Origin of the sequence: Bradyrhizobium sp., from assembly GCF_022844465.1 — a bacterium.
GTDB lineage: Bacteria > Pseudomonadota > Alphaproteobacteria > Rhizobiales > Xanthobacteraceae > Bradyrhizobium.
Window position 1 is genome coordinate 120,745 of the sequence record NZ_JALHLP010000006.1, and the last position, 24,634, is coordinate 145,378.

The 24,634-nt window shown below is 64.8% G+C and carries 23 protein-coding genes; 16 read left to right on the plus strand and 7 right to left on the minus strand.

What is annotated here, in order from left to right:
• The first annotated feature begins 72 nt into the window (after nt 1-72).
• Together pyrE and Q0D31_RS13025 are read left to right on the plus strand one after the other, a co-directional pair.
• Nucleotides 73-636, plus strand: a complete 564-nt coding sequence (gene pyrE, locus Q0D31_RS13020) for an orotate phosphoribosyltransferase (RefSeq protein WP_291851108.1) — start codon at nt 73-75, stop codon at nt 634-636.
• Between the two features lie 266 nt (nt 637-902).
• Nucleotides 903-1,691 (plus strand): DUF2865 domain-containing protein, encoded by a 789-nt coding sequence (locus Q0D31_RS13025; protein ID WP_291851111.1) that lies wholly within the window; start codon nt 903-905, stop codon nt 1,689-1,691.
• 159 nt (nt 1,692-1,850) lie between these two features.
• Here the strand turns inward: Q0D31_RS13025 and Q0D31_RS13030 are convergent, their stop codons facing one another.
• Nucleotides 1,851-2,282, minus strand: coding sequence for a hypothetical protein (locus tag Q0D31_RS13030; protein WP_291851114.1), 432 nt, complete (start codon nt 2,280-2,282; stop codon nt 1,851-1,853).
• Nucleotides 2,283-2,447: 165 nt separating this feature from the next.
• Entirely contained in the window at nt 2,448-2,678 is a 231-nt protein-coding gene (locus Q0D31_RS13035) for a hypothetical protein (protein WP_291851117.1), read from the minus strand.
• 243 nt (nt 2,679-2,921) lie between these two features.
• On the opposite strand from Q0D31_RS13035, the gene Q0D31_RS13040 reads away from it, so the two are divergent.
• The 3 genes from Q0D31_RS13040 to rocF all read left to right on the plus strand — a co-directional run bounded on the left by Q0D31_RS13040 (nt 2,922) and on the right by rocF (nt 7,451).
• Nucleotides 2,922-5,432 (plus strand): glycogen/starch/alpha-glucan phosphorylase, encoded by a 2,511-nt coding sequence (locus Q0D31_RS13040; RefSeq protein WP_291851121.1) that lies wholly within the window; start codon nt 2,922-2,924, stop codon nt 5,430-5,432.
• 181 nt (nt 5,433-5,613) lie between these two features.
• Nucleotides 5,614-6,432 (plus strand): thioesterase family protein, encoded by an 819-nt coding sequence (locus tag Q0D31_RS13045; protein ID WP_291851124.1) that lies wholly within the window; start codon nt 5,614-5,616, stop codon nt 6,430-6,432.
• 44 nt (nt 6,433-6,476) lie between these two features.
• A complete protein-coding gene (gene rocF / locus Q0D31_RS13050; RefSeq protein WP_291851127.1) occupies nt 6,477-7,451 on the plus strand; it encodes an arginase in 975 nt (324 codons plus the stop codon).
• A 20-nt stretch (nt 7,452-7,471) separates the two neighbouring features.
• Here the strand turns inward: rocF and Q0D31_RS13055 are convergent, their stop codons facing one another.
• Nucleotides 7,472-8,380, minus strand: coding sequence for an MBL fold metallo-hydrolase (locus tag Q0D31_RS13055; RefSeq protein WP_291851420.1), 909 nt, complete (start codon nt 8,378-8,380; stop codon nt 7,472-7,474).
• A gap of 149 nt (nt 8,381-8,529) precedes the next feature.
• Here Q0D31_RS13055 and Q0D31_RS13060 point away from each other — a divergent pair, with 149 nt between their 5' ends.
• Together Q0D31_RS13060 and Q0D31_RS13065 are read left to right on the plus strand one after the other, a co-directional pair.
• Complete coding sequence (locus Q0D31_RS13060) at nt 8,530-9,063, plus strand: rhodanese family protein (protein WP_291851130.1); 534 nt, start codon at nt 8,530-8,532, stop codon at nt 9,061-9,063.
• A 13-nt stretch (nt 9,064-9,076) separates the two neighbouring features.
• Entirely contained in the window at nt 9,077-9,871 is a 795-nt protein-coding gene (locus Q0D31_RS13065; RefSeq protein ID WP_291851133.1) for a sulfite exporter TauE/SafE family protein, read from the plus strand.
• Between the two features lie 84 nt (nt 9,872-9,955).
• Here the strand turns inward: Q0D31_RS13065 and Q0D31_RS13070 are convergent, their stop codons facing one another.
• A complete protein-coding gene (locus tag Q0D31_RS13070; protein ID WP_291851136.1) occupies nt 9,956-11,572 on the minus strand; it encodes a phosphoenolpyruvate carboxykinase in 1,617 nt (538 codons plus the stop codon).
• Nucleotides 11,573-11,930: 358 nt separating this feature from the next.
• Nucleotides 11,931-12,665, minus strand: coding sequence for a DUF2470 domain-containing protein (locus tag Q0D31_RS13075; protein ID WP_291851422.1), 735 nt, complete (start codon nt 12,663-12,665; stop codon nt 11,931-11,933).
• 213 nt (nt 12,666-12,878) lie between these two features.
• On the opposite strand from Q0D31_RS13075, the gene Q0D31_RS13080 reads away from it, so the two are divergent.
• From Q0D31_RS13080 to Q0D31_RS13100, 5 genes are all read left to right on the plus strand, one after another.
• Entirely contained in the window at nt 12,879-13,580 is a 702-nt protein-coding gene (locus Q0D31_RS13080) for a response regulator transcription factor (protein ID WP_027541437.1), read from the plus strand.
• A 121-nt stretch (nt 13,581-13,701) separates the two neighbouring features.
• Nucleotides 13,702-15,519: a sensor histidine kinase gene (locus Q0D31_RS13085; RefSeq protein ID WP_291851146.1), complete on the plus strand. Its 1,818-nt coding sequence runs from the start codon at nt 13,702-13,704 to the stop codon at nt 15,517-15,519.
• Nucleotides 15,516-16,037, plus strand: coding sequence for an HPr kinase/phosphatase C-terminal domain-containing protein (locus tag Q0D31_RS13090; protein ID WP_291851150.1), 522 nt, complete (start codon nt 15,516-15,518; stop codon nt 16,035-16,037). The genes Q0D31_RS13085 and Q0D31_RS13090 overlap by 4 nt, the downstream gene beginning before the upstream one ends.
• Before the next feature lie 131 nt (nt 16,038-16,168).
• Nucleotides 16,169-16,570 carry a PTS sugar transporter subunit IIA gene (locus Q0D31_RS13095; RefSeq protein ID WP_291851425.1) on the plus strand — a complete coding sequence of 134 codons (402 nt, stop codon included), beginning with the start codon at nt 16,169-16,171 and terminating at the stop codon, nt 16,568-16,570.
• Entirely contained in the window at nt 16,567-16,893 is a 327-nt protein-coding gene (locus Q0D31_RS13100; RefSeq protein WP_291851153.1) for an HPr family phosphocarrier protein, read from the plus strand. Before Q0D31_RS13095 ends, Q0D31_RS13100 begins: the two co-directional genes overlap by 4 nt.
• Before the next feature lie 11 nt (nt 16,894-16,904).
• Here Q0D31_RS13100 and Q0D31_RS13105 read toward each other — a convergent pair whose 3' ends face one another.
• Together Q0D31_RS13105 and Q0D31_RS13110 are read right to left on the minus strand one after the other, a co-directional pair.
• The gene (locus Q0D31_RS13105) at nt 16,905-17,702 is read right to left on the minus strand and encodes an SDR family oxidoreductase (RefSeq protein ID WP_291851156.1); all 798 of its coding nucleotides are present in this window, start codon (nt 17,700-17,702) and stop codon (nt 16,905-16,907) included.
• Nucleotides 17,703-17,741: 39 nt separating this feature from the next.
• Nucleotides 17,742-19,343 carry a glycosyltransferase family 39 protein gene (locus tag Q0D31_RS13110; RefSeq protein WP_291851160.1) on the minus strand — a complete coding sequence of 534 codons (1,602 nt, stop codon included), beginning with the start codon at nt 19,341-19,343 and terminating at the stop codon, nt 17,742-17,744.
• A 117-nt stretch (nt 19,344-19,460) separates the two neighbouring features.
• Here Q0D31_RS13110 and lepA point away from each other — a divergent pair, with 117 nt between their 5' ends.
• From lepA to Q0D31_RS13130, 4 genes are all read left to right on the plus strand, one after another.
• Complete coding sequence (lepA, locus tag Q0D31_RS13115; protein ID WP_291851163.1) at nt 19,461-21,272, plus strand: translation elongation factor 4; 1,812 nt, start codon at nt 19,461-19,463, stop codon at nt 21,270-21,272.
• Between the two features lie 254 nt (nt 21,273-21,526).
• On the plus strand, nt 21,527-21,715 hold the full coding sequence (locus Q0D31_RS13120) for a type II toxin-antitoxin system PemK/MazF family toxin (protein ID WP_366518518.1): 189 nt from the start codon (nt 21,527-21,529) through the stop codon (nt 21,713-21,715).
• Nucleotides 21,716-22,120: 405 nt separating this feature from the next.
• Nucleotides 22,121-23,356, plus strand: coding sequence for an MFS transporter (locus Q0D31_RS13125; RefSeq protein ID WP_291851169.1), 1,236 nt, complete (start codon nt 22,121-22,123; stop codon nt 23,354-23,356).
• A 21-nt stretch (nt 23,357-23,377) separates the two neighbouring features.
• Entirely contained in the window at nt 23,378-24,550 is a 1,173-nt protein-coding gene (locus Q0D31_RS13130) for an acyl-CoA dehydrogenase family protein (RefSeq protein WP_291851173.1), read from the plus strand.
• The last annotated feature ends 84 nt before the right edge of the window (nt 24,551-24,634 follow it).

The window sequence follows — 24,634 nt, forward strand, 5'->3', positions numbered from 1 at the left end:
CGAGGTCGGCGCTGGAATGTGCCCGGGAGCACCGATAGATTGCCGTCCGCCTCAAACGACCCGGAAAACGCCTTGTCCAAATCAGCCTCCCGCGCCCGCCTCGCCGAGATCATCCGCAAACGCTCGTTCGGCCGCGGCGAGATCACGCTGGCCTCGGGCCGCAAGAGCGACTTCTACTTCAACCTCAAGCCGACCATGCTCGATCCCGAAGGCGCGACGCTGCTGGCGGAACTGACCTATGAGGCGCTGAAGGACGACAATCTCGATTTCGTCGGCGGGCTGGAAATGGGCGCGGTGCCGCTGGCGGGCGCGATCGCGCAGCTCTCCTGGATCAAGGGCCACCCGATCGCGGCGTTCTTCGTGCGCAAGAAGCCGAAAGAGCACGGCGCCCGGCTGGCGGTCGAGGGCCTCGCCAGGGGCGAGACCCTGCAGGGCAAGCGGATCGTGATCGTCGAGGACGTCACCACCACCGGCGGCTCGGCGCTGAAGGCGGTCGAGGCGGTGCGCGACGCCGGCGGCGAGATCGTGCTGGTCCTGACCATGGTGGATCGCGAAGAAGGCGCCAGCGAAACCTTTGCCGCCGCCGGGATCGCGTTTCGCTCGCTCTACAAGGCCGGCGAGTTCCTGAAGGGCTGATCTTCTCGCTTCTCCCTCGCCCCGCTCTTTGCGGGGAGAAGGATCGCGCCGCGAATTCTGAAGCTGACGGTGAGGCCGGTACCCCCTCACCCGGATCGCAATTGCGATCCGACCTCTCCCCGCATGCGGGGCGAGGTAAGAGGAAGCCGCTTTTCTTTTCGCTTATCCCCGCCCCGGTCACTGCGCGTTTACCATCGCGCATTAAGGTTACCCGAACTGAAGCATGGCGCGCTTCGGTGCGTAGTGTTGCGTGGGTGGAGTTGGCGTTGCGTACAGAGTTGGCTTTTTCGCGCGGGCCGCGCCGCGCCCGGCTTGTCGCGGTCGCGACGCTTTCGGGCGCCCTGATGCTTGCGCCCGGAAGCGTCTCCGCCGCGGGCCTGTTCGAGTTCTTTTTCGGCGGCCTTCAGAAGCAGCGGCAGGCCTCCTCGCAGCTCAACTTCTTCGCCGATCCGTTCGGCAACAGCCAACCGCAACAGCCCGCGCCAGCCCCCCGCCTCGCCGGTTCCGGACCGGCGTTCTGCGTGCGCAGCTGCGACGGCAAGTATTTTCCGCTGACCATGCGCGGCAACGCCTCGCCGGCGCAGACCTGCCAGGCCTTCTGCCCGGCCAGCGTAACCAGGGTGTTCTACGGCAGCACCATCGAAGGCGCCGCCGCCAGCAATGGCGAGCGCTACGCCGACAGTGAAAACGCCTATGCCTACCGCAAGGCGCTGCGCGCCGATTGCACCTGCAACGGCAAGAATCCGCTCGGACTTGCGCCGATCGACCTCACCTTCGACACCTCGCTCCGCTCCGGCGACATCGTCGCCACCACCGACGGACTGGTGGCCTATACCGGCGTGCGGCTCGGCGTCGGCCAGGCCGCCGAGTTCACGCCGGTTGCCGCCTATCCCGGCCTCACGGCGGATGTCCGCGCGCGGCTCGGCGAAATGAAGGTGGCGCCGGTCACTGCGGAGATGGTCCGCGAGATCGTGACACCCGAAGCCCGCGACGTGACGTCGAGCGTGCCGAAGGCTTCCATGCCGAAAGCTGCGAAGCGGGCTGAAGTGAACTAAAATCTCGCACAGTCATTCCGGGGCGATGCAACGCATCGAACTATGGTGCGCAATTGCGCACCTGAGAATCTCGAGCTTCCCCGATGCGCAATTGCGCATCTGAGGTCTGGTCCTTCGGACCATCCCGGAATGACGGAGACCAGCTCAACGCCAGCGAAGTCAACGCCCGACGATGACGCCGATCACGTTCGGCGCCGACAGGTATTTCTCCTCGATCGCCGCGCGCGCCGCGGCGCGGTTTTCCGGCGTCAGCAGGCCGCGTTTCTCGGCCAGTATCATCCAGCAATAACCCCACCAGTCGGTCAGCATGCCCTGATCGTCGATGAGGTCGTAGCCCTGCTCGGCGGCGAATATCCGCGCCTGCGCCTCATCCAGCGCGTCGAGAAAGGCGTGATCGGCGGCCGAGAACAGATCGTCGCTGAAATCGTCGGTGGTGTAGCCCCATACCGACATGCAGACCGCGTTGAACGCGCGGTCGATCGCGTCGTCGTCGACGACCTGGCGGCGCGCGGCCTGGTGCAGGCGCGACAGCGACCGCGCGTAGTCGGCGATGCGGGTGAGCGCGAATTGATCGAAGGCGGTGGTGGACATATAGTCCTCGCAAGCTCGGATAGACCATAGATGTTGTGTCGGCACGGCGCCGAATCACTATGGTATATCAAATACTTGCTAAGGTGTTCTTAATTTGTTCCGGATCGGACGGCAGCACGGCTCGCGGGACATCATCCCGGCGAGCCTGGCGATGGCGATGAGATCTCACATCGCCGACAGCAGTCTGTCGCCGCAGTAATTGGCGTAGAATTTCCCGCCGCACTGCCGCTTGATCGCGGCACAGCGCGCCGCCGACGAAGCGCCTTTGGCTATGGTGAAAGAACAGCTCAGGGGATCGGCGCGCTTGCCCGCCTTGCCCGCTGCGAACGCGGCGCCGGTGGCGCTGATGCAGATCACCAGAAGCGTTGCGGCTGCGATCTCGATCATCAATCTCATGGCAGGCCTCCCCTTCATTTGATGCGCGTCTTGCTCGCGCCAACCGGCATCAGGCGCGGGCAGGAAATCTTCCCGCCCACTTTCAGATTGAATTCTATCATAAAACCCGACCGTGCCGATGCCGCGAATTCGGCCCGGTCCTTGCATAAATTGGCATTCAGGTGGTGTACAACATACCGCCTGCGGTTTCGGCCGGAGTGCAAGCCGCGTGGCCTGACGCGGATTTTGAACTGCAGGGATGAAGTGTTGCCAGAGAAAATCCCAGGGAAGTATCCAGCGCTTGACGAGTTGGCGCTGGCCGAGATCAAGAGCGCCATCCTCGTCAAGCTCCGGCTTGCGGTCGGCAAGGACGCCGGCATGGCGACACGGCGGGACTGGTACAAGGCGGCGGCGCTGGCGCTGCGCGACCGCATCGTTCACCGCTGGCTGAGTGCGGAAAAGCAGAGCTACGACGCCGGCAGCAAGCGGGTCTATTATCTCTCGCTCGAATTCCTGATCGGGCGGCTGTTCACCGATGCGCTGAACAACATGGGGCTGCTGCCGGAGTTCGAGGTGGCGCTTGGCGATCTCGGGGTGGGTCTTGACGACCTGCGCAAATGCGAGCCCGACGCCGCGCTCGGCAATGGCGGCCTCGGGCGGCTCGCGGCCTGCTTCATGGAGAGCATGGCGACGCTGGCGATTCCCGCCACCGGCTACGGCATCCGCTACGATTTCGGCCTGTTCCGCCAGATCATCGCGCAAGGCTGGCAGCAGGAATATCCCGACGAATGGCTGAGTTTCGGCAACCCCTGGGAATTCCAGCGGCCGGAGGTGATCTACCACATTCATTTCGGCGGTCATGTCGATCATGTCGATGACCGCGGGCGCGACCGCGCGACATGGCGGCCGGGGGAGACCGTGCAGGCCGTCGCCTACGACACCCCGATCGTGGGCTGGCGCGGCGAGCACGTCAACGCGCTGCGGCTGTGGTCGGCGCGCGCGCCCGATCCGCTGCGGCTCGACGTTTTCAACAGCGGCGACTATCTCGGGGCCGTCGCCGAGGAAGCGCGCGCGGAATCGATCTGCAAATTCCTCTATCCCAATGACGAGAGCCCTGCAGGGCGCGAGCTGCGGTTGCGGCAGGAGTATTTCTTTGTTTCCGCCTCGTTGCAGGACCTGGTCAAGCGGCACCTCTCCTCCGACGGGCAGTTGCGCAGCCTCGCCTCGAAGGTCGCGGTGCAGCTCAACGATACCCATCCGAGCCTGGCCGTCGCCGAGCTGATGCGGATCCTGGTCGACCTGCACAATTTCCGCTGGGACGAGGCATGGAAGGTCACGGTGGCGACGCTGGCCTACACCAACCACACGCTGTTGCCGGAAGCGCTGGAGACCTGGCCGCTCGAACTGTTCGAGCGGCTGTTGCCGCGGCATCTCGAAATCGTCTACCGGATCAACGCTGCGCACCTGGCGCTGGCCGACATGCGCTGTCCGGGCGACGTCGATTTCCGCGCTTCGGTGTCGCTGATCGACGAGACGTCGGGGCGCAGGGTACGGATGGGGCAGCTCGCTTTCGTCGGCTGCCATCGCATCAACGGCGTCTCGGCGATGCATTCCGAACTGATGCGGGAGACCGTGTTCCAGGATCTCCACCATCTCTATCCCGGCCGCATCACCAACAAGACCAACGGCATCACCTTCCGCCGCTGGCTGATGCTGGCCAACCCGCGCCTGACCGACCTCCTGCGCGAGGCCTGCGGCGAGGCGGTGCTCGACGACTTCTCGCTGTTCGATCGCCTCGAAGGCCGCGCCGGCGACAATGCGTTCCAGCAACGCTTCCGCGAGGTCAAGCGTCACAACAAGCTGGCATTGGCGCGGCTGATCGGCGAGCGAACAGGCATCAATCTCGATCCGTCGGCGCTGTTCGACGTTCAGATCAAGCGCATCCACGAATACAAGCGGCAATTGCTCAATATCATCGAGACCGTCGCGCTTTATCAGGCGATCAAGGACGAGCCGCAGCGCGACTGGGTGCCGCGGGTAAAGATCTTCGCCGGCAAGGCGGCGGCGAGCTACCGCTACGCCAAGCTGATCATCAAGTTGATCAACGACGTCGCCGAGACGGTCAACAACGACCATGATATCGCCGGCCGGCTCAAGGTCGTGTTCCTCGCCGACTACAATGTCAGCCTCGCCGAAGTGATCATTCCGGCGGCCGACCTGTCGGAGCAGATTTCAACCGCAGGCATGGAGGCCTCCGGCACCGGCAACATGAAGCTGGCGCTGAACGGCGCACTGACCATCGGCACGCTGGACGGCGCCAATATCGAAATCCGCGACCATGTCGGGCCTGAAAACATCGCGATCTTCGGCCTGGAAGCCGGCGACGTCATGGTCCGGCGCAAGCAGGGACTGGATGCGACCGACGCCATCGGCCGTTCGCCGCGGCTGACGCGGGCGATTGCCGCGATCGAGAGCGGCGCATTCTCGCCTGACGATCCCGCCCGCTTTGCCTCGGTCGGGCACGCGCTGCGCTATCTTGACCACTACATGGTATCGGCCGATTTCGATTCCTATTACGACGCCCAGCGCGGCATCGACGCCCGCTGGCAGGTGGCGCCGGCCTGGACCCGCGCCGCGATCCTCAACGTCGCGCGAATGCCGTGGTTCTCTTCCGATCGCACCATCCGCGAATATGCCGAGGATATCTGGCATGTGCCGGTGCGCGCGGTAGCGAGCCTGCCTGAGCAGGAAGCCCAGCGCGGCGCGACGCGGTGAGACACGAGCCGTCGTCATGCCCGGCCTTGTGCCGGGCATCCACGCCTTGAGCCCGGTTCGGCGAGAAAGACGTGGATTGCCGGGTCAAGCCCGGCCATGACGAAGGCCGGATTATTGCCTCACACGTCATTGAGTTCGGCGAGCCAGCCGTGATACTGCGCCGGCAACCCTAGGAAATCCCATGCTGACCAAGGCTCCCCACCTGTTCGACGACGCCACGCGGGTCACGGCCGGCGACAGCCGCTGGCAGGGGCGGACCAGCCCTGACTACTGGGCCTTTGTCGGCCCGTTCGGCGGCTGCACCGCCGCCACCATCCTGCGGGCGCTGATCGACCATCCGCAGCGGGCGGGCGATCCGCTGTCGCTGACCGTGAATTTCTGCGCGCCGGTGGCGGAGGGGACCTTCGATCTCGACGTCCGCCTGGTCAAGGCCAACCGGTCGAGCCAGCATTGGTGCGTGGAGATGTCGCAAAGCGGCGGCGACGTCGCGACGCTGGCGACCGCCGTTTTCGCCGAGCGCCGTCCATCCTGGTCGCACCAGCAGGCCGCCTTTCCCGCCGCCACGCCTTTCGGGCAAGCGCGTTCTTATCCGCGCACCAAGATGACCTGGACCCACCAGTATGATTTCAGGTTTGTCGAGGGCGAGCCCAGCCTCTACGGATCGCCCGCCGTGTCGCCGCGCGATGCCTTCTCCAAGCAATGGATCGGCGACCACACGCCGAGGAAGATCGACATGCTTTCGCTGATGTCGATGTCGGACGCCTTCTTCGGCCGGGTCTTTCTGGCGCGTCAGGAGCTGATACCGTTCGGCACGGTATCCATTACGACCTATTTCCACACCGCGTCGGAGGAGCTGGCGGCCGAGGACATCACCCATGTGCTGGCGGTTGCCGACGCCCGAATTTTCCACAGGAGTTACGGTGATCAGCACGGCGAATTGTGGTCGCCGTCGGGGCGCCTGCTCGCCACCACAACGCAAATCGCGTATTTCAAGGCGTAGTGGCGTAAGGCGTCGCCCTTTGTTCGGCCTTGAAAGTCTCGCTGATGTCCGAACCCGAAGCTGTCCAGCCGCGCATCGCCTTGCTCGGGGTCCCGATCGAGATCGGGGCCTCGCAACCCGGAACCTTGATGGGGCCAGACGCGCTGCGCACCGCGGGCATCGGCCGCATCCTCGATCAGCTGGGCTTTGCCGTCGAGGACCACGGAAACATGCCCAGGCCTGGCGTTGCTCCCGCCGAGGGGCCACCACCGGCGAACGCCAAGTATTATGACGTGATCAAGACCTGGGTCCGCGCGCTCAGCGAACGTTCCTACGCGCTGGCGCGTTCCGGCGCGGTTCCGATCTTCATGGGCGGCGATCACTCGCTGTCGATGGGATCGGTGAACGGCGTTGCGCGGTATTGGCAGGAACAGGGCCGGCCGCTGTTCGTGTTATGGCTCGATGCCCATGCCGACTACAATACGCCGCAGACGACGGAGACCGGCAACATGCACGGCATGTCCGCGGCTTTTCTGTGCGGCGAGCCCGGGCTCGACCGGCTGCTCGGTGGAGGCATCCGCGCCTCGATCGGCCCCGACCGGCTTGACCTGTTCGGTATCCGCTCGATCGACCCGCTGGAAAAGCAACTGGTGTTCGAGCGCGGCGTCGCCATCGCCGACATGCGCGCGATCGACGAATTCGGCGTCGGCGTGCTGATCCGCAAGGTGATCGAACGCGTGCGGGCGCAGAACGGCGTGCTGCATTTGAGCTTCGACGTCGATTTTCTCGATCCCGCGGTGGCTCCCGGCGTCGGCACCACGGTGCCGGGCGGCGCGACCTATCGCGAAGCCCATCTGATCATGGAGCTGCTGCACGATTCCGGCCTGGTGCGGTCGGTCGACATTGTCGAACTCAATCCGTTTCTTGACGAGCGCGGCCGCACCGCGCGCGTCGCCGCCGAGCTGGTCGGCAGCCTGTTTGGCCTGCAGATCACCGATCGGCGGACGCCCAGCAACGCGCTGTTCCCTCGCAACGGATAGTCGGTTCCGGACGCCTCGAGCTAGCCTGAGGACATGATCGCAGCCTCGGCACCGGCGCGGGCGCGAACCGGCAACTGCAGATAATGTACGCCATTGCTCTGTGCCTTGGGGAACCGGCCAGCGCGGATGTTCACCTGGATGGACGGCAGCAGCAGCGTCGGCGCCGACAATGTCGCATCGCGCGCCTGCCGCATAGCAACGAACGCGGCTTCGGTCACGCCGCCGCGAAGATGGACGTTGTTCTCGCGCTGCTCGCGCACCGTGGTTTCCCACGCATAGTCGTCGCGCCCGGGAGCCTTGTAGTCGTGGCACATGAAAAGCCTGGTTTCGTCGGGCAGCCGCAGCAGGCGCTGGATCGAACGATAGAGCTGGCGGGCGTCGCCGCCCGGGAAATCGGCGCGCGCGGTGCCGTAATCGGGCATGAACAGCGTGTCGCCGACGAACACGGCGTCGCCGATCTTGTACGACAGGTCGGCCGGTGTATGGCCGGGCGTATGCATCACCTCCACGACGAGTTCACCGAGGCGGAAGGCTTCGCCGTCGGCGAACAGACGATCGAAATCGCTGCCGTCCGTTCGCAGGTCCTCGGCATTGAACACGGGCCGGAAGATCCGCTGCACGTCCCTGATGTGCTCGCCGATGCCGATCCGCGCCCCGGTCATGGACTTGATGTAAGGCGCACCCGACAGATGATCGGCGTGCGCGTGGGTTTCCAGCACCCATTCGATCGCCAGCCCGTGCTCGCCCGCCGCGGCCAGAATGGCGTTGACCGAACGAAGATCAACGGTGCCGTCGCGTTGGTCGAAATCGAGCACCGGGTCGATCACCGCCGCGCGGCGGGTCGTCGGATCGGCGACCAGATAACTGACAGTGTTGGTGGGCTCGTCGAAGAACGCCCGAATGAGGGGGGACTGCGCTGCTTGGGGCATGGGCCTGAACTCCTGATACTGGCTGCTATTGACAGATATATTGGATATATCTAATTTAGCAATATCTAATGTAAAGGATATGTTCCTGGTTTCGACCACGAAACGCCGTGCGGCGTCATTGATCCAGACCAACCGACAAGGAGTCACTCATGGCAGTTCCCCATATCTCTCCCGCCAAGGCCAAGGAGTTGATCGATCGCGGCGCGATCCTGGTCGACATCCGGGAATTCGACGAGCATTCGCGCCGTCGTATTCCAACTGCGCGCCATGCGCCGCTATCGACCCTCGACCGGATCGAGACCACAGCCGGCGCGCCCGCAGTGATCTTCCATTGCCGATCGGGTAACCGCACCGCCAGCAACGCCGCCCGCCTCGCGCAATGCACCGACTTTGATGCGTTCATTCTCGATGGCGGAATCGACGCCTGGAAGAGCGCCGGGCTGCCGGTGATCGAGGACAAGGGCCAACCAATCGAAATCATGCGTCAGGTTCAGATCGCGGCCGGCTCGCTGGTCCTCGCCGGTACGGCGCTCGGCGCGTTCGTCCATCCCGGGTTCTATTTCCTCGCCGCATTCGTCGGCGCCGGGCTGGTGTTCGCCGGCGTGAGCGGATCCTGCGCAATGGCGCGGCTCTTGGCCTTCGCGCCATGGAACCGCCGCGCCGCCAACGTCGCCGCTGCCTGAGGAAACACCCGCCATGATCTTTCAGGTTGCCGACATCGCCACCGTACTGTCGGGCTCCGTGGTCGGGTTCATTCTCGCTTTGGTCGGTGGCGGCGGATCCATCCTCGCGGTACCGCTGTTGGTTTATGGCGTCGGCGTCGCCTCGCCGCATGTGGCAATCGGCACCAGCGCCATTGCGGTGGCGATCAGCGCCCTCGCCAACATGATCGCGCATTGGCGCATGGGTAACGTTCGCTGGCCCTGCGCGATCGTGTTCTCGCTTGCAGGCGTCACCGGCACGTTTGCGGGCGCCAGCGTCGCCAAACAACTCGATGGCCAGAAACTGCTGATCCTGTTCGGTATCCTCATGATCGTCATCGGCGCGCTGACGCTGAAGAAGCGCGCCGGCGGCGGCGATCCTGCGATCCGCCTCACGGCAGTGACCGCGCGGCGATTGATGCCGATGCTCGTCGGCATCGGTTTTGCGGTCGGCCTGCTTGCCGGTTTCTTTGGCATCGGCGGCGGTTTCCTGATCGTTCCTGGCCTGATGCTGGCGACCGGCATGCCGCTGATCTATGCGATCGGCACCTCGCTGGTCGCCGTGGTCGCCTTTGGCGCTGCGACCGCCACCAGCTACGCCCTGTCCGGTCTTGTCGATTGGCGCCTGGCCGGCCTGTTCATCGCGGGTGGCATGCTGGGTGGGCTTGCCGGGATCGCAGCGGGCCGATTGATCGGCGCGCGCGAATCGCTGTTGCGGTCGGCGTTCGCCGGCATCGTGATCCTTGCCGGCGGCTATGTCTGCCTGCGCGGCGCGCTGCCGTTGCTGTGACGCCGTCGATCTGGTTGCGCCGGCCAAAGCAAGAAGGGCGGCCGATGAAGCCGCCCTTCGCGATCCGCCGATTGCATTTGAGTCTTATTCGGCCGCCAGTTTCAGGTCCGGCGCGGCGGCGCGAACTTCGGCGTCGACCTGGGCTTCGAACTTGGCGAAGTTCTTCTGGAACATGCCGACCAGCGCCCGCGCGGTCTTGTCGAACTCGGCCTTGTCCTTCCAGGTGTTGACCGGGTTGAGGATTTCGCTCGGAACGCCCGGCAGCGCCGATGGCACCGCAAAGCCGAAATATTTGTCGGTGCGGAATTCCACGTTGCGCAGCGAGCCGTCGAGCGCGGCGGTCAGAAGCGCGCGCGTGACCTTGATCGGCATCCGGCTGCCGGTGCCGTATTTGCCGCCGGTCCAGCCGGTGTTGACCAGCCAGCAATCGACATCGTGCCTGGCGATCAGTTCCCGCAGCATGTTGCCGTAGACGGAGGGGTCGAGCGGCAGGAACGGCGAGCCGAAGCAGGTGGAGAATTCCGGTTGCGGCTCGTTGCCGAGACCGCGCTCGGTGCCGGCGACCTTGGCGGTGTAGCCGGACAGGAAGTGATACATCGCCTGCGCCGGCGAGAGTTTTGCGATCGGCGGCAAGACGCCGAAGGCGTCGGCGGCCAGCATCACGACGTTCTTTGGCTGGCCGGCCCGGCCGGTGCGCGAGGCGTTCGGGATGAAGTCGAGCGGATAGGCCGAACGGGTGTTTTCGGTTTTCGATCCGTCGTCGAAGTCGGGCACGCGGGTGTGTTCGTCCAGCACCACGTTCTCGAGCACGGCGCCGAAACGGTTGCTGGCGGCGAAGATCTGCGGTTCGGCTTCTTCCGAAAGCTTGATGCACTTGGCGTAACAGCCGCCTTCGAAATTGAAGACGCCGTCATTGCCCCAGCCATGCTCGTCATCGCCGATCAGCGTGCGGTTGGGATCGGCAGAGAGCGTGGTCTTGCCGGTGCCGGACAGCCCGAAGAAGATCGCGGTGTCGCCCTTGGGTCCGACATTGGCCGAGCAGTGCATCGGCAGGACGCCCTTGGCGGGAAGATAGTAGTTGAGCGTGGTGAAGACCGACTTCTTCATCTCGCCGGCATAATACGAGCCGCCGATCAGGACAATCTTGCGGGCGAAATCAATCGCGACGACGTTTTCGGACTTGCAGCCGTGGCGCTTGGGATCGGCGCGGAAGCTCGGCAGGTCGATGATGGTGAGCTCGGGCACGAAATCGTGCAGCGCCGCAGCCTCGGGGCGGATCAGCAGCGTACGGATGAACAGCGAGTGCCACGCGAGTTCGGTGAATACGCGGGTCTTGATCTGGAAGCTCGGATCGGCGCCGCCATAGAGATCCTGCGCGTACAGCGTCATGCCTTCGGCATGCTTGAGGAAGTCGCCATGAAGCGTGGCGAACTGTTCCGAGGTGATCGACTGGTTGCCGGCCCACCACATGTTCTTTTCGGTAGTCGCATCGCGAACCGTGAACTTGTCCTTTGGGCTGCGGCCGGTGAAATCGCCCGTATCCGCGCACAGCGCGCCATCCGCCGACAGCACCGCCTCGGCGGCCGCGAGCGAGTATTGATAGAGCTGCGGCGCACCGAGATTCCAATGCACCGTCTTGAGATTCTTTAAGCCGAATTTGTCGGCGCCGAAGGCGCCGTTGCGTAGTCCCGTCTCTTGCACGAAGAATCCTCCTCGAACCCGCGTTGCTCGTTCGCGCGCTGCCGCTTGACGCGCTCCGTCGCGGTGACCACTCAATATAGCCTTCCGGCTTCGGTCCGGCGACCTAATACTGACGAACGCCGGGCTTGCCAAGCCGATCCGACACGATTTGGTTTATTCCGGTCAGCACATCGAAGCGATCAGGCGCGTGCACGGCGTTTCGCTGGGTTTGCCCTCATGGTTGCGCGACCATCCATTTTCGCCACGTCGTCACGCCACGCCGCCGATGCTGCGTTGCACAACCGAGCATTTGGATTGCGACCCGCCCCGGATGACGCGATCGGCAGCATTGCCATCGCCGTGCGGCATCGACCTGTGGTCAAGCCTTTGACCGGGCCTCGCCCGCGAGCCGCGCCAGCATCTCGCGCAACCCGCTCGCGCTGGTGACCCGCTCGGGGAAGTCCAGCCGCAGGACCATCGCGCCGGCCCGCAGATCCATGCCTTCAGGGTCGCACCCGGTGCACGACCAGTCGGCGGCCTCGGCGCCCAGGAGCTTGGTTGCGTACAGGTTCATCGTCTCGCGATGGTCCTCGTTCATATGCGCGATGGCGCCATGCTCAGCCTCCAGCAGTCCGCCGGCATCGCCGATTTCGGTCAGGAACTGCACGGGCGTGAGGTCGATGATGCGGCCGAAGCCCGCGACCAGATGAAGGCCGCTCGGCGCGATCCGAAAGAAGGAAAAATCCTTAAAATCTACAAAGGCTTCCGCGGACGGATGGGCGTTGAGGTAGCGCCGGCGCAGAACTTTTGCCTGTTCGCCGCCGGCTTCTTCCGCGCGCCCTGCCAGCATGATCCGCGCGCCCTCGAGGGGATCTCCCGCGGCGCGCTCGTCCAGCATCAGCGACACCCGGTTGTCGTCCAGGATGTTTCTGGTGTGCAGCGCCAGGCGGGAAATCAGCAGGATGGGCGATGCATCCGCATGGCTGGCGACACTGACCAGCGAGCAATAGGGATCGCCGCTGCCTTGCATCAGCGTGGCCAGCGCCCCCTGGCGGCTGCGCCGAAGCAGCGAGCGGGCTAGTCTTGGCGCGTCGAAATCAGCGGGTGGTCGCATCGTCGTGTCCAGCCATCTTATTGCAAAAAAGGGACTTTTCTCGGCCAATGAGGGTGCTATATGGGTGACAGGCATCCGCGGATGCGCTTTTGCGGAACTCGGTCACACTTCAGCCCAGCTTGCATTGCTCGTTGACCGGGTAGGAAGCCATTTTATTCGGCGAGCCGCTGGATTGCCCGCCGTTCAAGCCACTCTCATTTCGAAAGCAGGCTCATGCCCACAATCGCTTTGGTCGACGACGACCGCAACATTCTCACATCCGTCTCGATCGCGCTGGAAGCCGAAGGCTACCGGATCATGACCTACACGGATGGCGCATCGGCGCTCGACGGGTTTCGGACCTCGCCGCCGGACCTTGCGATCCTCGACATCAAGATGCCGCGCATGGACGGCATGGAGACGTTGCGCCGGCTGCGGCAGAAATCCGATCTGCCGGTGATCTTCCTGACCTCCAAGGATGAAGAGATCGACGAACTGTTCGGCCTCAAGATGGGGGCCGACGATTTCATCCGCAAGCCGTTTTCGCAGCGTCTGCTGGTCGAGCGGGTCAAGGCCGTGCTGCGCCGCGGCCAGCCCAAGGATCCGACCGCCGTCCCGAAAGAGCCGGATGCGCGCGCGTTGGACCGCGGCCTGCTGCGGATGGATCCGGAGCGTCACACCTGCACCTGGAAAAACGAGCCGGTGACGCTCACGGTGACGGAATTCCTGATACTGCAGGCGCTGGCGACGCGCCCCGGCGTGGTCAAAAGCCGCAACGCGCTGATGGACGCGGCCTATGACGATCAGGTCTATGTCGATGACCGCACCATCGACAGCCACATCAAGCGTCTGCGCAAGAAGTTCAAGGTGGTGGACGACGATTTCGAGATGATCGAAACCTTGTACGGCGTCGGCTATCGCTTCAAGGAAGCCTGATACGAGATGATCCGGCGCAGCCGGGGTCGCTTGTGCTGACTGACACATCCGCTTGTTCGGCGTAAGATACGAAAAGCAGCGCGTCGCGGGACATAGTCGAAACAACCGGCGGTTTCAGCCATTGCTAGATCGAACGCAGCCCGATCCAGGCCTGAGCGGCGAAGAGGTTTCTCAGCCCTTCGACCAGCGTAGCGTTGCCAACGACATCCCTGGCGAGAAGGGCTGGCGGCGGCCGCTCGGCTGGCTGCGGCGGGCCGGGCAATTCTTCCTCGCGCTGTCTTTCTCGAGCCTCACCCGCCGGATCGTCTCGCTCAACCTCGCCGGCCTGGTGGCGCTGGTGGCGAGCATTCTCTACCTTTCGCAATTCCGCGCCGGCCTGATCGACGCGCGCGCGCAAAGCCTTCTGGTGCAGGCCGAGATCATCGCCGGCGCGATCGCGGCCTCAGCCACCGTCGAGACCAATACCATCACCATCGATCCGGACCGCCTGCTCGACCTGAAGCCCGGCGAAAGCTACGGCGCGCCGGACGAATCGTCGGGGCTGGATTTCCCCATCAATCCGGAGCGGGTCGCGCCGGTGCTCCGGCGGCTGATTTCGCCGACCAAGACCCGCGCGCGGATCTATGGCGGCGATGGCGGCATGATTCTCGACAGCCGCAATCTTTACGGCCGCGGCGACGTGCTCCGCTTCGAATTGCCGCCCCCTTCGATGGACAAGCCCGGCTTTGTCGAGCGCGGCCTGATCGCCGCTCGCACCTGGCTCAACCGCGGCGACCTGCCGCTCTATCGCGAGTTCGGCCCGGAAAACGGCAAGGGCTACCAAGAGGTCGTACAGGCGCTCGACGGCCTCAAGACCAGCATGGTGCGCGTCAACGACCGTGGCGAGGTGATCGTGTCGGTCGCAGTCCCGGTGCAGCGATTTCGCGCCGTGCATGGCGCGCTGATGCTCTCGACGCAAGGCGACGACATCGACCAGATGGTAACCGCCGAGCGGCTGGCGATCCTCAAGGTCGGCGGGGTGGCGTCGGCGGTCATGATCGTACTCTCCTTGCTGCTGGCGAGCACGATCGCGGGGCCGGTGCGGCGCCTGGCCGACGGCGCCGAGCGCGTCCGCCGCCGGATCCAGACCCGTGTCGAGATTCCTGACTTCACCGGTCGCCGCGACGAGATCGGGCATCTCTCCCGCGCGCTGCGCGACATGACCAACGCGCTCTACAGCCGCATCGAGGCGATCGAGATGTTCGCCGCCGACGTCGCCCATGAACTGAAGAATCCGCTGACCTCGCTACGATCGGCCGTCGAAACGCTGCCGCTGGCGCGCAACGAAACCAGCCGCGCACGGCTGCTTGAAGTGATCGAACACGACGTCCGGCGGCTCGACCGCCTGATCTCGGACATTTCCGACGCCAGCCGCCTGGATGCCGAATTGCAGCGGCAGGACATGGCGCCGGTCGATCTGCGCCGGCTGCTGACCGCTCTCACCTCGGTTGCCAATGAAACCCGGCTCGGCCACGACGTCTCGGTCGAGGTCCGTTTCGAGGGCCGTGGTCCGGGCGACGCCTTCTCGGTGCCCGGCCATGATTCGCGGCTCGGACAGGTGGTCTCCAACCTTTTGTCCAATGCGCAGTCTTTCTCCAATCCCGGCGGCAAGGTCCGCATCACCTGCCGCCGCGCGCGCGCGGCCATCGAGATCGTGGTCGATGACGACGGGCCAGGTATCGGCGAGGACGCGCTGGAGCGCATTTTCGAACGCTTCTATACCGACCGGCCACATCAGGGCTTTGGGCAGAACTCGGGGCTCGGGTTGTCGATCTCCAAGCAGATCATCGAAGCCCATGGCGGACGGGTCTGGGCCGAAAATCGCCCGGGCGCTCCCGACGCCGATGGCAAGCCGACGGTGGCCGGCGCCCGCTTCGTGGTCAGGCTGCCCGCGCCATGACCGAAGGCGCCAGCGTGCATGCCTCTGCGGTGCTGGTCGGCGAGCGCGCGGTGCTGATCCGCGGACCGTCAGGCGCCGGCAAGTCCCGGCTCGCCTTCGACCTGATCCTGGCGGGGCGCGCGGGACAACTCCCGGCGGCCATCCTGGTCGGCGATGACCGGGTCCATCTCGACCCAGTGGCCGGACAATTGCGGGTCAGGCCGGCCCGTGAATTGGAGGGCCTGATCGAGGTCAGGGGGCTCGGCATTCGCCGCTGTGACTTTGCCGGCGAGGCCATCGTCGGGCTGGTCGTCGATCTGGCGGCCAGCGATGCGGAACGGGTGCCTGCCCCGCAATCGCTGGTGACTCACCTGAATGGTGTTTTGTTACCGCGAATTCCGGTAGGAACCGGCTATTCCGCTCTCCCCCTGATCATAGCGGTGCTCACGACGGGCTCACGTTCGCGTTCTGTACGACCTTCGGATGATTGTCCGAAGGGATTTGGTAACCATATGAGCCCCAATATCGCCACCGAATAAACCGGCACAGGCCTTACTCACGACCGCCAAATTCCGGGACGATAGCCAAGATGCCCTCTTGCGCGGGGCCTCTGGATGGTCAAAGTGGCGCGTTCGTGCGGTGCACCAAAGGCACCCGCGAGGAGTTTCCGATGATTGGTCTAGTGCTTGTGACCCATGGGCGCCTTGCCGACGAGTTCAGGGCGGCGCTCGAACATGTAATGGGTCCACAGAAACAAATTGAAGCCATCACGATTGGAGCCGAGGACGACTCCGATTTGTGTCGAAGCGATATCATCGAAGCGGTGAATCGGGTCGACAGCGGCGATGGCGTCGCCATCCTCACCGACATGTTCGGAGGCACGCCCTCCAACCTTGCCATCTCCTGCATGAGCCGGCCGAAGGTGGAAGTGCTCGCCGGTATCAATCTTCCCATGCTGGTCAAGCTCGCCAAGGTGCGCGAAGAGCGCTCGCTGCCCGAGGCCATCGCCCTGGCCCAGGAAGCCGGCCGCAAATACGTCACCATCGCCAGCCGCGTGCTCGCCGGCAAATGAGCGACAAGGCCGCGCCCGAAAAGGAACCCGGGCCGAGCGGGCCGCCGGGCGCCGTTTCACGGGAACTTCTCATCATCAACAAGCGCGGCCTGCATGCGCGCGCCTCGGCAAAATTCGTCCAGATGGTCGAGCGCTTCAACGCCGAGGTCTGGGTGACGCGGGGCAACGAGACCGTCGGCGGCACCTCGATCATGGGCTTGATGATGCTGGCGGCGGGACCGGGAACATCGATCGTGGTTTCCGCCACCGGCCCCGAAGCGCAAGCAGCGGTCGATGCGATCGCGGCGCTGGTCGCGGGCAAATTCAACGAAGAAGGCGTTTGAGGCCCGAGGCTCTAGAATGGATTGGTCACGATCCCGCCGTCGACACGAAGCGCGGCGCCGTTGGTGGCGCTGGAGGCCTTTGAACAGACATAGCAGATCAGGTTGGCGACCTCCTCGGGCGTGGCGTAGCGCTGCAGCAGCGAGGCCGGTCGGCGTTCGCTGAAGGTGCGCGCGACGAGATCTTCGATAGTGGTTCCCGCCGCGCTGGCGCGCGCAGCCAGACGGACCGGCGCCATCTCGACCCAGGTCGGGCCGGGCATCACGGAATTGACGGTGACATTGGTCCCTTTGGTCGACTCGGCCGCGCCGCGGGCGATGACGAGCTGGGCCGATTTCGAGAAGCCGTAATGCACCATCTCCTTTGGAATGTAGACGCCGGATTCGCTGGAGACGAACACGACGCGGCCCCAGTTCTTTTGATCCAGCATCCGCTTCAGGTAGTGCCGCGTCAGGCGGACCCCGCTCATCACGTTGACTTCGAACATCCGGGTCCAGTCGGCGTCCTCGATGTCGAAGAATCCCTTCGGTTCGTAGATGCCGAGGTTGTTGACGAGGATGTCGACTTCAGGGAACTGCGCCACCAGCGCCTTGCAGCCCGCAGCGTTGCCGAGATCGAAGGCCGCGGCGTCAATCGCGGCTGAGGGAGCAGCATGCCGGACTTTTTCGACGGCCGCTTCGACCGCCGTCTTCTCGCGGCCGTTGACGATCACATCGGCGCCCATCTGTGCGAGGCCGATCGCGGTAGCGAGCCCGATGCCCCGCGTCGAGCCGGTGACCAGCGCCGTTTTTCCTGACAGGTCGAGATTCATGATTGCCCCCTTTGAAAAAATCCGTTGCGCCCGCCTGTGCTATCTGGCCGGCGGCACGATGATGATGTTCCAGACGGTTGCGGGACCCGGCATATCCAGGAAGAACCGCCGCGTGGTGACCACCATGCGCTCGCCATTGGCGGCGTGGACCTTCATCCAAGCCTCGCATTTTTCCAGCTTCCAGTCGCCGGTCTCGCAGATGCCGATGAAGCCCGACTGCTTCGCCTCGGCAAGCGAGGTCAGGCCGGACGACCAAGGCTCGTCCGGGGTCAGCGGCGCCGGATGATCGGGGCTGTAGAATGCGACGGGCTGCCCGGTATCATTATAGGCGGCAACCACCGGCCAGCGCGAGCCGAAGCGGACGCGCCAGACTTCCGTCAACTCGCGGGCAAGTTCGGAACGGGCCCGGTAGGTCGCCCCGCTGGTGCGCTTTTCGCTCAGTTCATGGGCGACGATCCTGGGCGAGACCGCCAGCACGACCAGCGAGATCACCAGCCAGCTCGCGCTCAGGTTCAGCAGCGCGGATCGCCGCACCCGCACCGCCGGAATGGCGACCAGCGCAAGCGGCGCCAGAAAGAACAGCGGGATGCCCCAATCGGTCTTGAGATAGATTTGGAGCGTCAGCGCGCCGAGCGGCGGACCGATCGCCACCACCGCCTGGATGATCCAGACATTGACCGCCTGCGAGAGGTTGACGCCGGAGTTGGCGCCGCGGCGCCAGAATGGAAACGGCCAATGCAGCGGGCGCCAGGCTAGCGCAATCGCGGCGAGCGCCACCGGCAAGGCCAGCAGTGCGAGATTGTGTCCGACATACCCCAGCGCGAGATCGTTGATCATCCCACGGTCGGTGAGCGAATAGGTGTCGCCGGCGTAGGTGAAGGCGACGAAGTTCACCTGCTTCAGCCACATTAGATGTGGGAGCATCGCGACCGCGAGCGCTGCGATCGCGACCCAGGGCGCCGGCGAGCGCAGGAAGCGCAAGCGGTCGGGATGGATCAGCGCGGCAAGCCCGATGCCGCCGATCATGGTCAGGGCCCAGTACTTGGTCATCAGCGCCAGCGCGCCGGCAAGCCCGAGCCACACGCCCGACTTGACGCTGCGCTTCTCGAAAGCGTCCAGATAGGCCAGGACCAGCAGCGGCAGCGTGACCAGCTGCAGAATATCTGGATTGTACTTGAAGCCCTTGAAGTTGAAGATCGGATAGAGCGCGAGCATCACCACCACGAGGAACGCGCGGCGGCGATCGACCACGCGCAGCGCGAGCAGCCAGCAGATCACGAGGCCGCAGCCGAGCGTCGCCATCGCCAGCGCGTAGGTTGCCCAGTCCGTGACCGGAAAGACCATGAACCAGGCGCCGGCCACCCATCCCGACAGCGGCGGATGCTTGCCATAGCCGAGCAGGAACTGCTGGCCCCAGGCGAAGGCCTCCGCCACATCCATATGGACGTCCTGACCGGTCTTCAGCTTGACCAGGATCAGCGTCCACAGCACGGCGTGAACCGCGGCAAAGCCGGTCACCAGCCACGGCCCGGCCTTCGGATCGCTCGCGCGCGCGGCCAGCCACGCCGCCAATCGACGAATGGAGGGAACACGCTTGGAGCGCGCAGGCGTAGGCGCGGGCAGAATGGATGCGGTTGACATGGCCTTGCGTGCGTAGCGCGTTTTTGGCGCAAGGGGAATCAGCGAGGGGTGAAGAAATCCCCTTTGAATACAGCAATCTGGTTGCCGCACGGGGATGTGAATGCTATCCCGCGCCCCATGACATCAGCGCCCATTTCCAACATCCGCAACTTCTCCATCGTCGCCCATATCGACCATGGCAAATCGACGCTGGCCGACCGTCTGATCCAGATGACGGGCGGGCTGACCGATCGGGAAATGGCGGGCAAGGAGCAGGTGCTCGATTCCATGGATATCGAGCGCGAGCGCGGCATCACCATCAAGGCGCAGACCGTTCGTTTGAATTACCACGCCAAGGACGGCAAGGACTACATCTTCAACCTGATGGACACGCCCGGCCATGTCGACTTCGCCTACGAAGTCTCGCGGTCGCTGGCGGCCTGCGAAGGATCGCTGCTGGTGGTCGACGCCAGCCAGGGCGTCGAAGCCCAGACGCTGGCAAACGTCTATCACGCGCTCGACGCCGGCCATGAAATCGTGCCTGTCCTCAACAAGGTCGACCTTCCCGCGGCCGAGCCCGAACAGGTGCGACAGCAGATCGAGGACGTGATCGGCATCGACGCCTCCGAGGCCGTGATGATCTCGGCCAAGACCGGCCTTGGCGTGCCCGACGTGCTGGAGGCGATCGTCACCCGCCTGCCGCCGCCGAAGGGCGACCGCACCGCGACGCTGAAGGCGCTGTTGGTGGACAGCTGGTATGACGTCTATCTCGGCGTCGTGGTTCTGGTTCGGGTCGTCGACGGCGTGATGAAGAAGGGCGGCCGCATCCGCATGATGGGCACCAACGCCGCCTACGACGTCGAGCGCGTCGGGTTCTTCACCCCGAAGATGACCCAGGTCGACGAACTCGGCCCCGGCGAGATCGGCTTCATCACCGCAGCGATCAAGGAAGTCGCCGACACCCGCGTCGGCGACACCATCACCGACGACCGCAAGCCGGTCACCGAAATGCTGCCGGGCTTCAAGCCGGCGATCCCCGTTGTGTTCTGCGGCCTGTTCCCGGTCGACGCCGACGATTTCGAGACGCTGCGCGCGGCGATGGGCAAGTTGCGGCTCAACGACGCCAGCTTCTCGTTCGAGATGGAAACCTCGGCTGCGTTGGGTTTTGGCTTCCGCTGCGGCTTCCTCGGGCTGCTGCATCTGGAAATCATCCAGGAGCGGCTGCAGCGCGAGTTCGACCTCAACCTGATCGCGACCGCACCCTCGGTGATCTACAAGATGCACCTGACCGACGGGCAGGAGATCGAGATCCACAATCCCGTCGACATGCCCGACGTGGTCAAGATCGCCGAGATCCAGGAGCCGTGGATCGAAGCCACCATCCTGACCCCCGACGAATATCTCGGCAGCGTATTGAAGCTGTGCCAGGACCGCCGTGGCTCGCAGAAGGAACTGACTTACGTCGGCTCGCGCGCGATGGTGAAGTACAACCTGCCGCTCAACGAAGTCGTGTTCGACTTCTACGACCGGTTGAAATCGGTATCGAAGGGCTACGCCTCGTTCGACTACCACCTCACCGACTACAAGCCGGCGGACCTCGTCAAGATGCAGATCCTGGTCAACAACGAACCGGTCGACGCATTGTCGATGCTGGTCCACCGCACCCGCGCCGAGGGCCGCGGCCGCGCCATGGTGGAGCGGATGAAGGAATTGATCCCGCCGCACATGTTCCAGATCCCGATCCAGGCCGCGATCGGCGGCAAGGTGATCGCCCGCGAAACCGTCCGCGCGCTGCGCAAGGACGTCACCGCCAAATGCTACGGCGGCGACATCACGCGCAAGCGCAAGCTTCTGGAGAAGCAGAAGGAAGGCAAGAAGAAGATGCGGCAGTTCGGCAAGGTCGACATCCCGCAGGAAGCCTTCATTGCCGCGCTGAAGGTGGATAGCTGAGGCGGATGCATGACAGCCAACGCATGATGGGATGAGGTCCGGTCCGAGGCTTCCGGGACCGGCCAACCAAAATATCGAAAACAACCCCATGCACAGTAAGACGACGGTGGCGTGATACCTGACCCATCCTGCAAAACCATCCTGCAAAACGATTTGACACGTCGGGCAAATCAGCGGCACGTTCCATCATCGCAGCGCGTGTGACCGATGGGGCCCTGCCGAGCGGTCGGAACCGGCGCAAGCCAACCCCACGCATGAGTGTTGCAATCGCACTGCACCGGCCTTCGGCGGCAAAAGGCTTGCGGCTTCGCTCCCAAATCATGACGGACAAGATCAACGCGTTGCGGCGAGACCGCATCCGGCGGGTGCTGGGATCGCTCGATAGCGAGACATGCGAGCGGCTCAACAGTGCGCTGATGACGGTCACTGGGCTGGCGCGCTGAAGGTAACTTGAGTCCTTGACCCGTCATTCCGGGAAGCGCGAAACGCAGACCTCAGATGCGCAATTGCCAGCACAAGATTCCGGGTTCACTCGCTTTGCTCGCGCCCCGGAATGACGGTACTATGAACGCGTTGTCCGACAGCTGGAACTGATGTGCGGCGATGTCGTGCCGGTGCGCCGAACATGGATAGCTGAAGAACCCGTCATTCCGGGATGGTCCGAGGGACCAGACCTCAGATGCGCAATTGCGCATCGGGGATTCTGGAGATTGCAGCTCGAGATTCCGGGTTCGCGCTGACGCGCGCCCCGGAATGACGGCAGAAACCAACCCATCTTGCCCTGCGCCGCCGGATGAGCCACCATCCCGCCTACTCAATCAAAATCGCCAAAAAAACGCGAGGAACGCATGAGCCAACCCTCCGGTTTCTCCTACGGCTGGGTCGTGGTCGCCGTGGGCGCGCTGATGACCTGCGTCGGCTTCGGGTCGATGCTGTCGCTGGCGGTGTTCCTGCAGCCGATTTCGCAAGACATGGGCTGGTCGCGCAGCGGCGTCTCGGCGGCGGCGACGATCGATTTCCTCTGCATGGGGCTCTCGGCGTTGTTCTGGGGCGCGCTGTCGGACCGGTTCGGCACCCGCATCGTGGTGCTGGCGGGCGCGCTGCTGCTCGGAATCGGGCTGATCGCGGCGAGCCAGGCCGCCACGCTCTGGCAGTTCCAATTAGCGTTCGGCGTCGTGATCGGGATTGCGGCCGGCAGTTTCTACGCGCCGATGATGGCGGCCGCGAGCGCCTGGATCGAGGAGCACCGCAGCCTCGCGGTCGCGCTGGTGTCGGCCGGCATGGGCGTGGCGCCGCTGACGGTCGCGCCGTTCGCAAGCTGGCTGATCACGGCCTACGACTGGCGCACCGCGATGCTGGTGATCGGCATCGTGGCGCTGGCGCTGCTGGTTCCCGCAGCATTGCTGGTGCGCCCGGCGCCGCGAGCCGCCACGCCCGCAGCGGCAGGGGGAGCGAACGCGCCTGACGCACCATGGACGGCCGCGCAGGCTTTCAGGACCCCGCAATTCATCACGCTGGCGCTGGCGCATTTCGCCTGCTGTGCGGCGCATTCGGGGCCGATCTTCCACATGGTGAGCTACGCCATGGTCTGCGGCATCGCGCCTTTGACCGCCGTCACCGTCTACAGCCTCGCCGGGTTCTCCGGCCTTGGCGGCCGCCTGCTGCTCGGCGCGCTGGCCGACCGCCTCGGCGCCAAGCATGTCCTGGTCGGCGGCCTGCTGGTGCAGGCGCTGTCGGTCGCGACGTATCTCGCGGTCGGCCAGCTCGGCGAATTCTATGCGCTGTCGGTGATCTTCGGCCTTGCCTATGGCGGGGTGATGCCGCTCTACGCGGTGCTGGTGCGCGAGTATTTCGGCGCGCGCATCATGGGCACCGTGTTCGGCGCCGTCTCCGCCTTCGCCAGCCTCGGCATGGCGCTGGGTCCGCTCGCCGGCGGATGGGTGTTCGACACCTACCAGACCTACAACTGGCTTTATATCGGCTCGTTTGCGATCGGACTAGCCGCGGTTGCGGTGGCGCTGGGCTTCCCCTCGGCCAAGCGCCCGACGCGGCCGTCGCTCGATCTCGGCCGCGCCGCGGCGTGAACAGGAAACGCGAGGACGCACATGAACAAGCATCCCGGCATCGACCTCGTGGCGCGCGCCAGGGCGCTCGCTCCCCTGATCGCGCGCGAGGCCGACGAAACCGAGAGAACCCGGCGCCTTACGCCGGCGGTGACGCAGGCCCTGGTCGAGAACGGGCTTTACCGGGCGCTGCTGCCAAGGAGCTTCGGCGGCGCCGAGCTGCCGCTGGAAAGCTTCATGCAGATGCAGGAGGAAGTCGCCAGGGCCGACGCCTCGACCGCGTGGTGCCTTGGCCAGTGCAGCGTCTGCGCCATGACGGCCGCCTATCTCGATCCCGACGCCGCCAACCAGATATTCAACGTCGCGCCCGGCATCCTGGCCTGGGGCGCGATCAAGCATGAAGTGCAGGCGGTTCCCGGCGGATACATGGCCAACGCGCGCTGGGACTTTGCCTCCGGCTCGCGGCAGGCGAGCTGGCTCGGCGCCCATGTCCGCGTCGTCGAGGCCGACGGCACGCCGCGGCGCAAGCCTGATGGTTCGCCGGAGATCCGCACCATCCTGTTCCCGGCGACCAGCGCCACCCTGCACGACGTCTGGGACGTGATCGGGCTGCGCGGCACCGGCACCGATTCCTATTCGGTCGAGAACCTGTTCATCCCGGAGAAGTTCGCCGCGCTACGCGACGAGCCCGCGGCGCTGCGCGAACCGGGTCCGCTGTACAAGCTCTCCACCAACATGGTGTTCGGCATGGGCTTTGGCGCGACCTCGCTCGGGGTCGCGCGCGCCACGCTCGATGCCGCCATCGAACTGTCGCGCGGCAAGACCCCGCAAGCGCAGATCGCGATGCGCGACAACAACGCGGTGCAGGGAGTGATCGGCCGCACCGAGGCGTCCTGGCGCGCCGCGCGCGCCTATCTCTATTCGACCGCGGCCGAGGTCTGGCGCGACCTGTCGCGCGGCGAACCCGTCACCGAAGCGCATCGGGTGGCGCTACGCATCGCCGTCACCTGGACCATCCACCAGTCGGCCGCCATCGTCGACACCGCCTATCACATGGCGGGCGCGACGGCGGTGTTCAACGCCAACAAGTTCGAGCGCCGTTTTCGCGACATGCACGCCATCGCCCAGCAGATCCAGGGCCGCGACGCCCATTACGAGGACGCCGGCAAGGCGATCCTGTCCGGCAACCTCGATGCGCCTCCGACGATGCGGTGAAGCCAGCGCCGCTGCAACGGACCCTGCTCGATGCACGTCGAAGACGAAGAAGCGATCAAGCAATCGCGATGGCCAAGCCTGTCC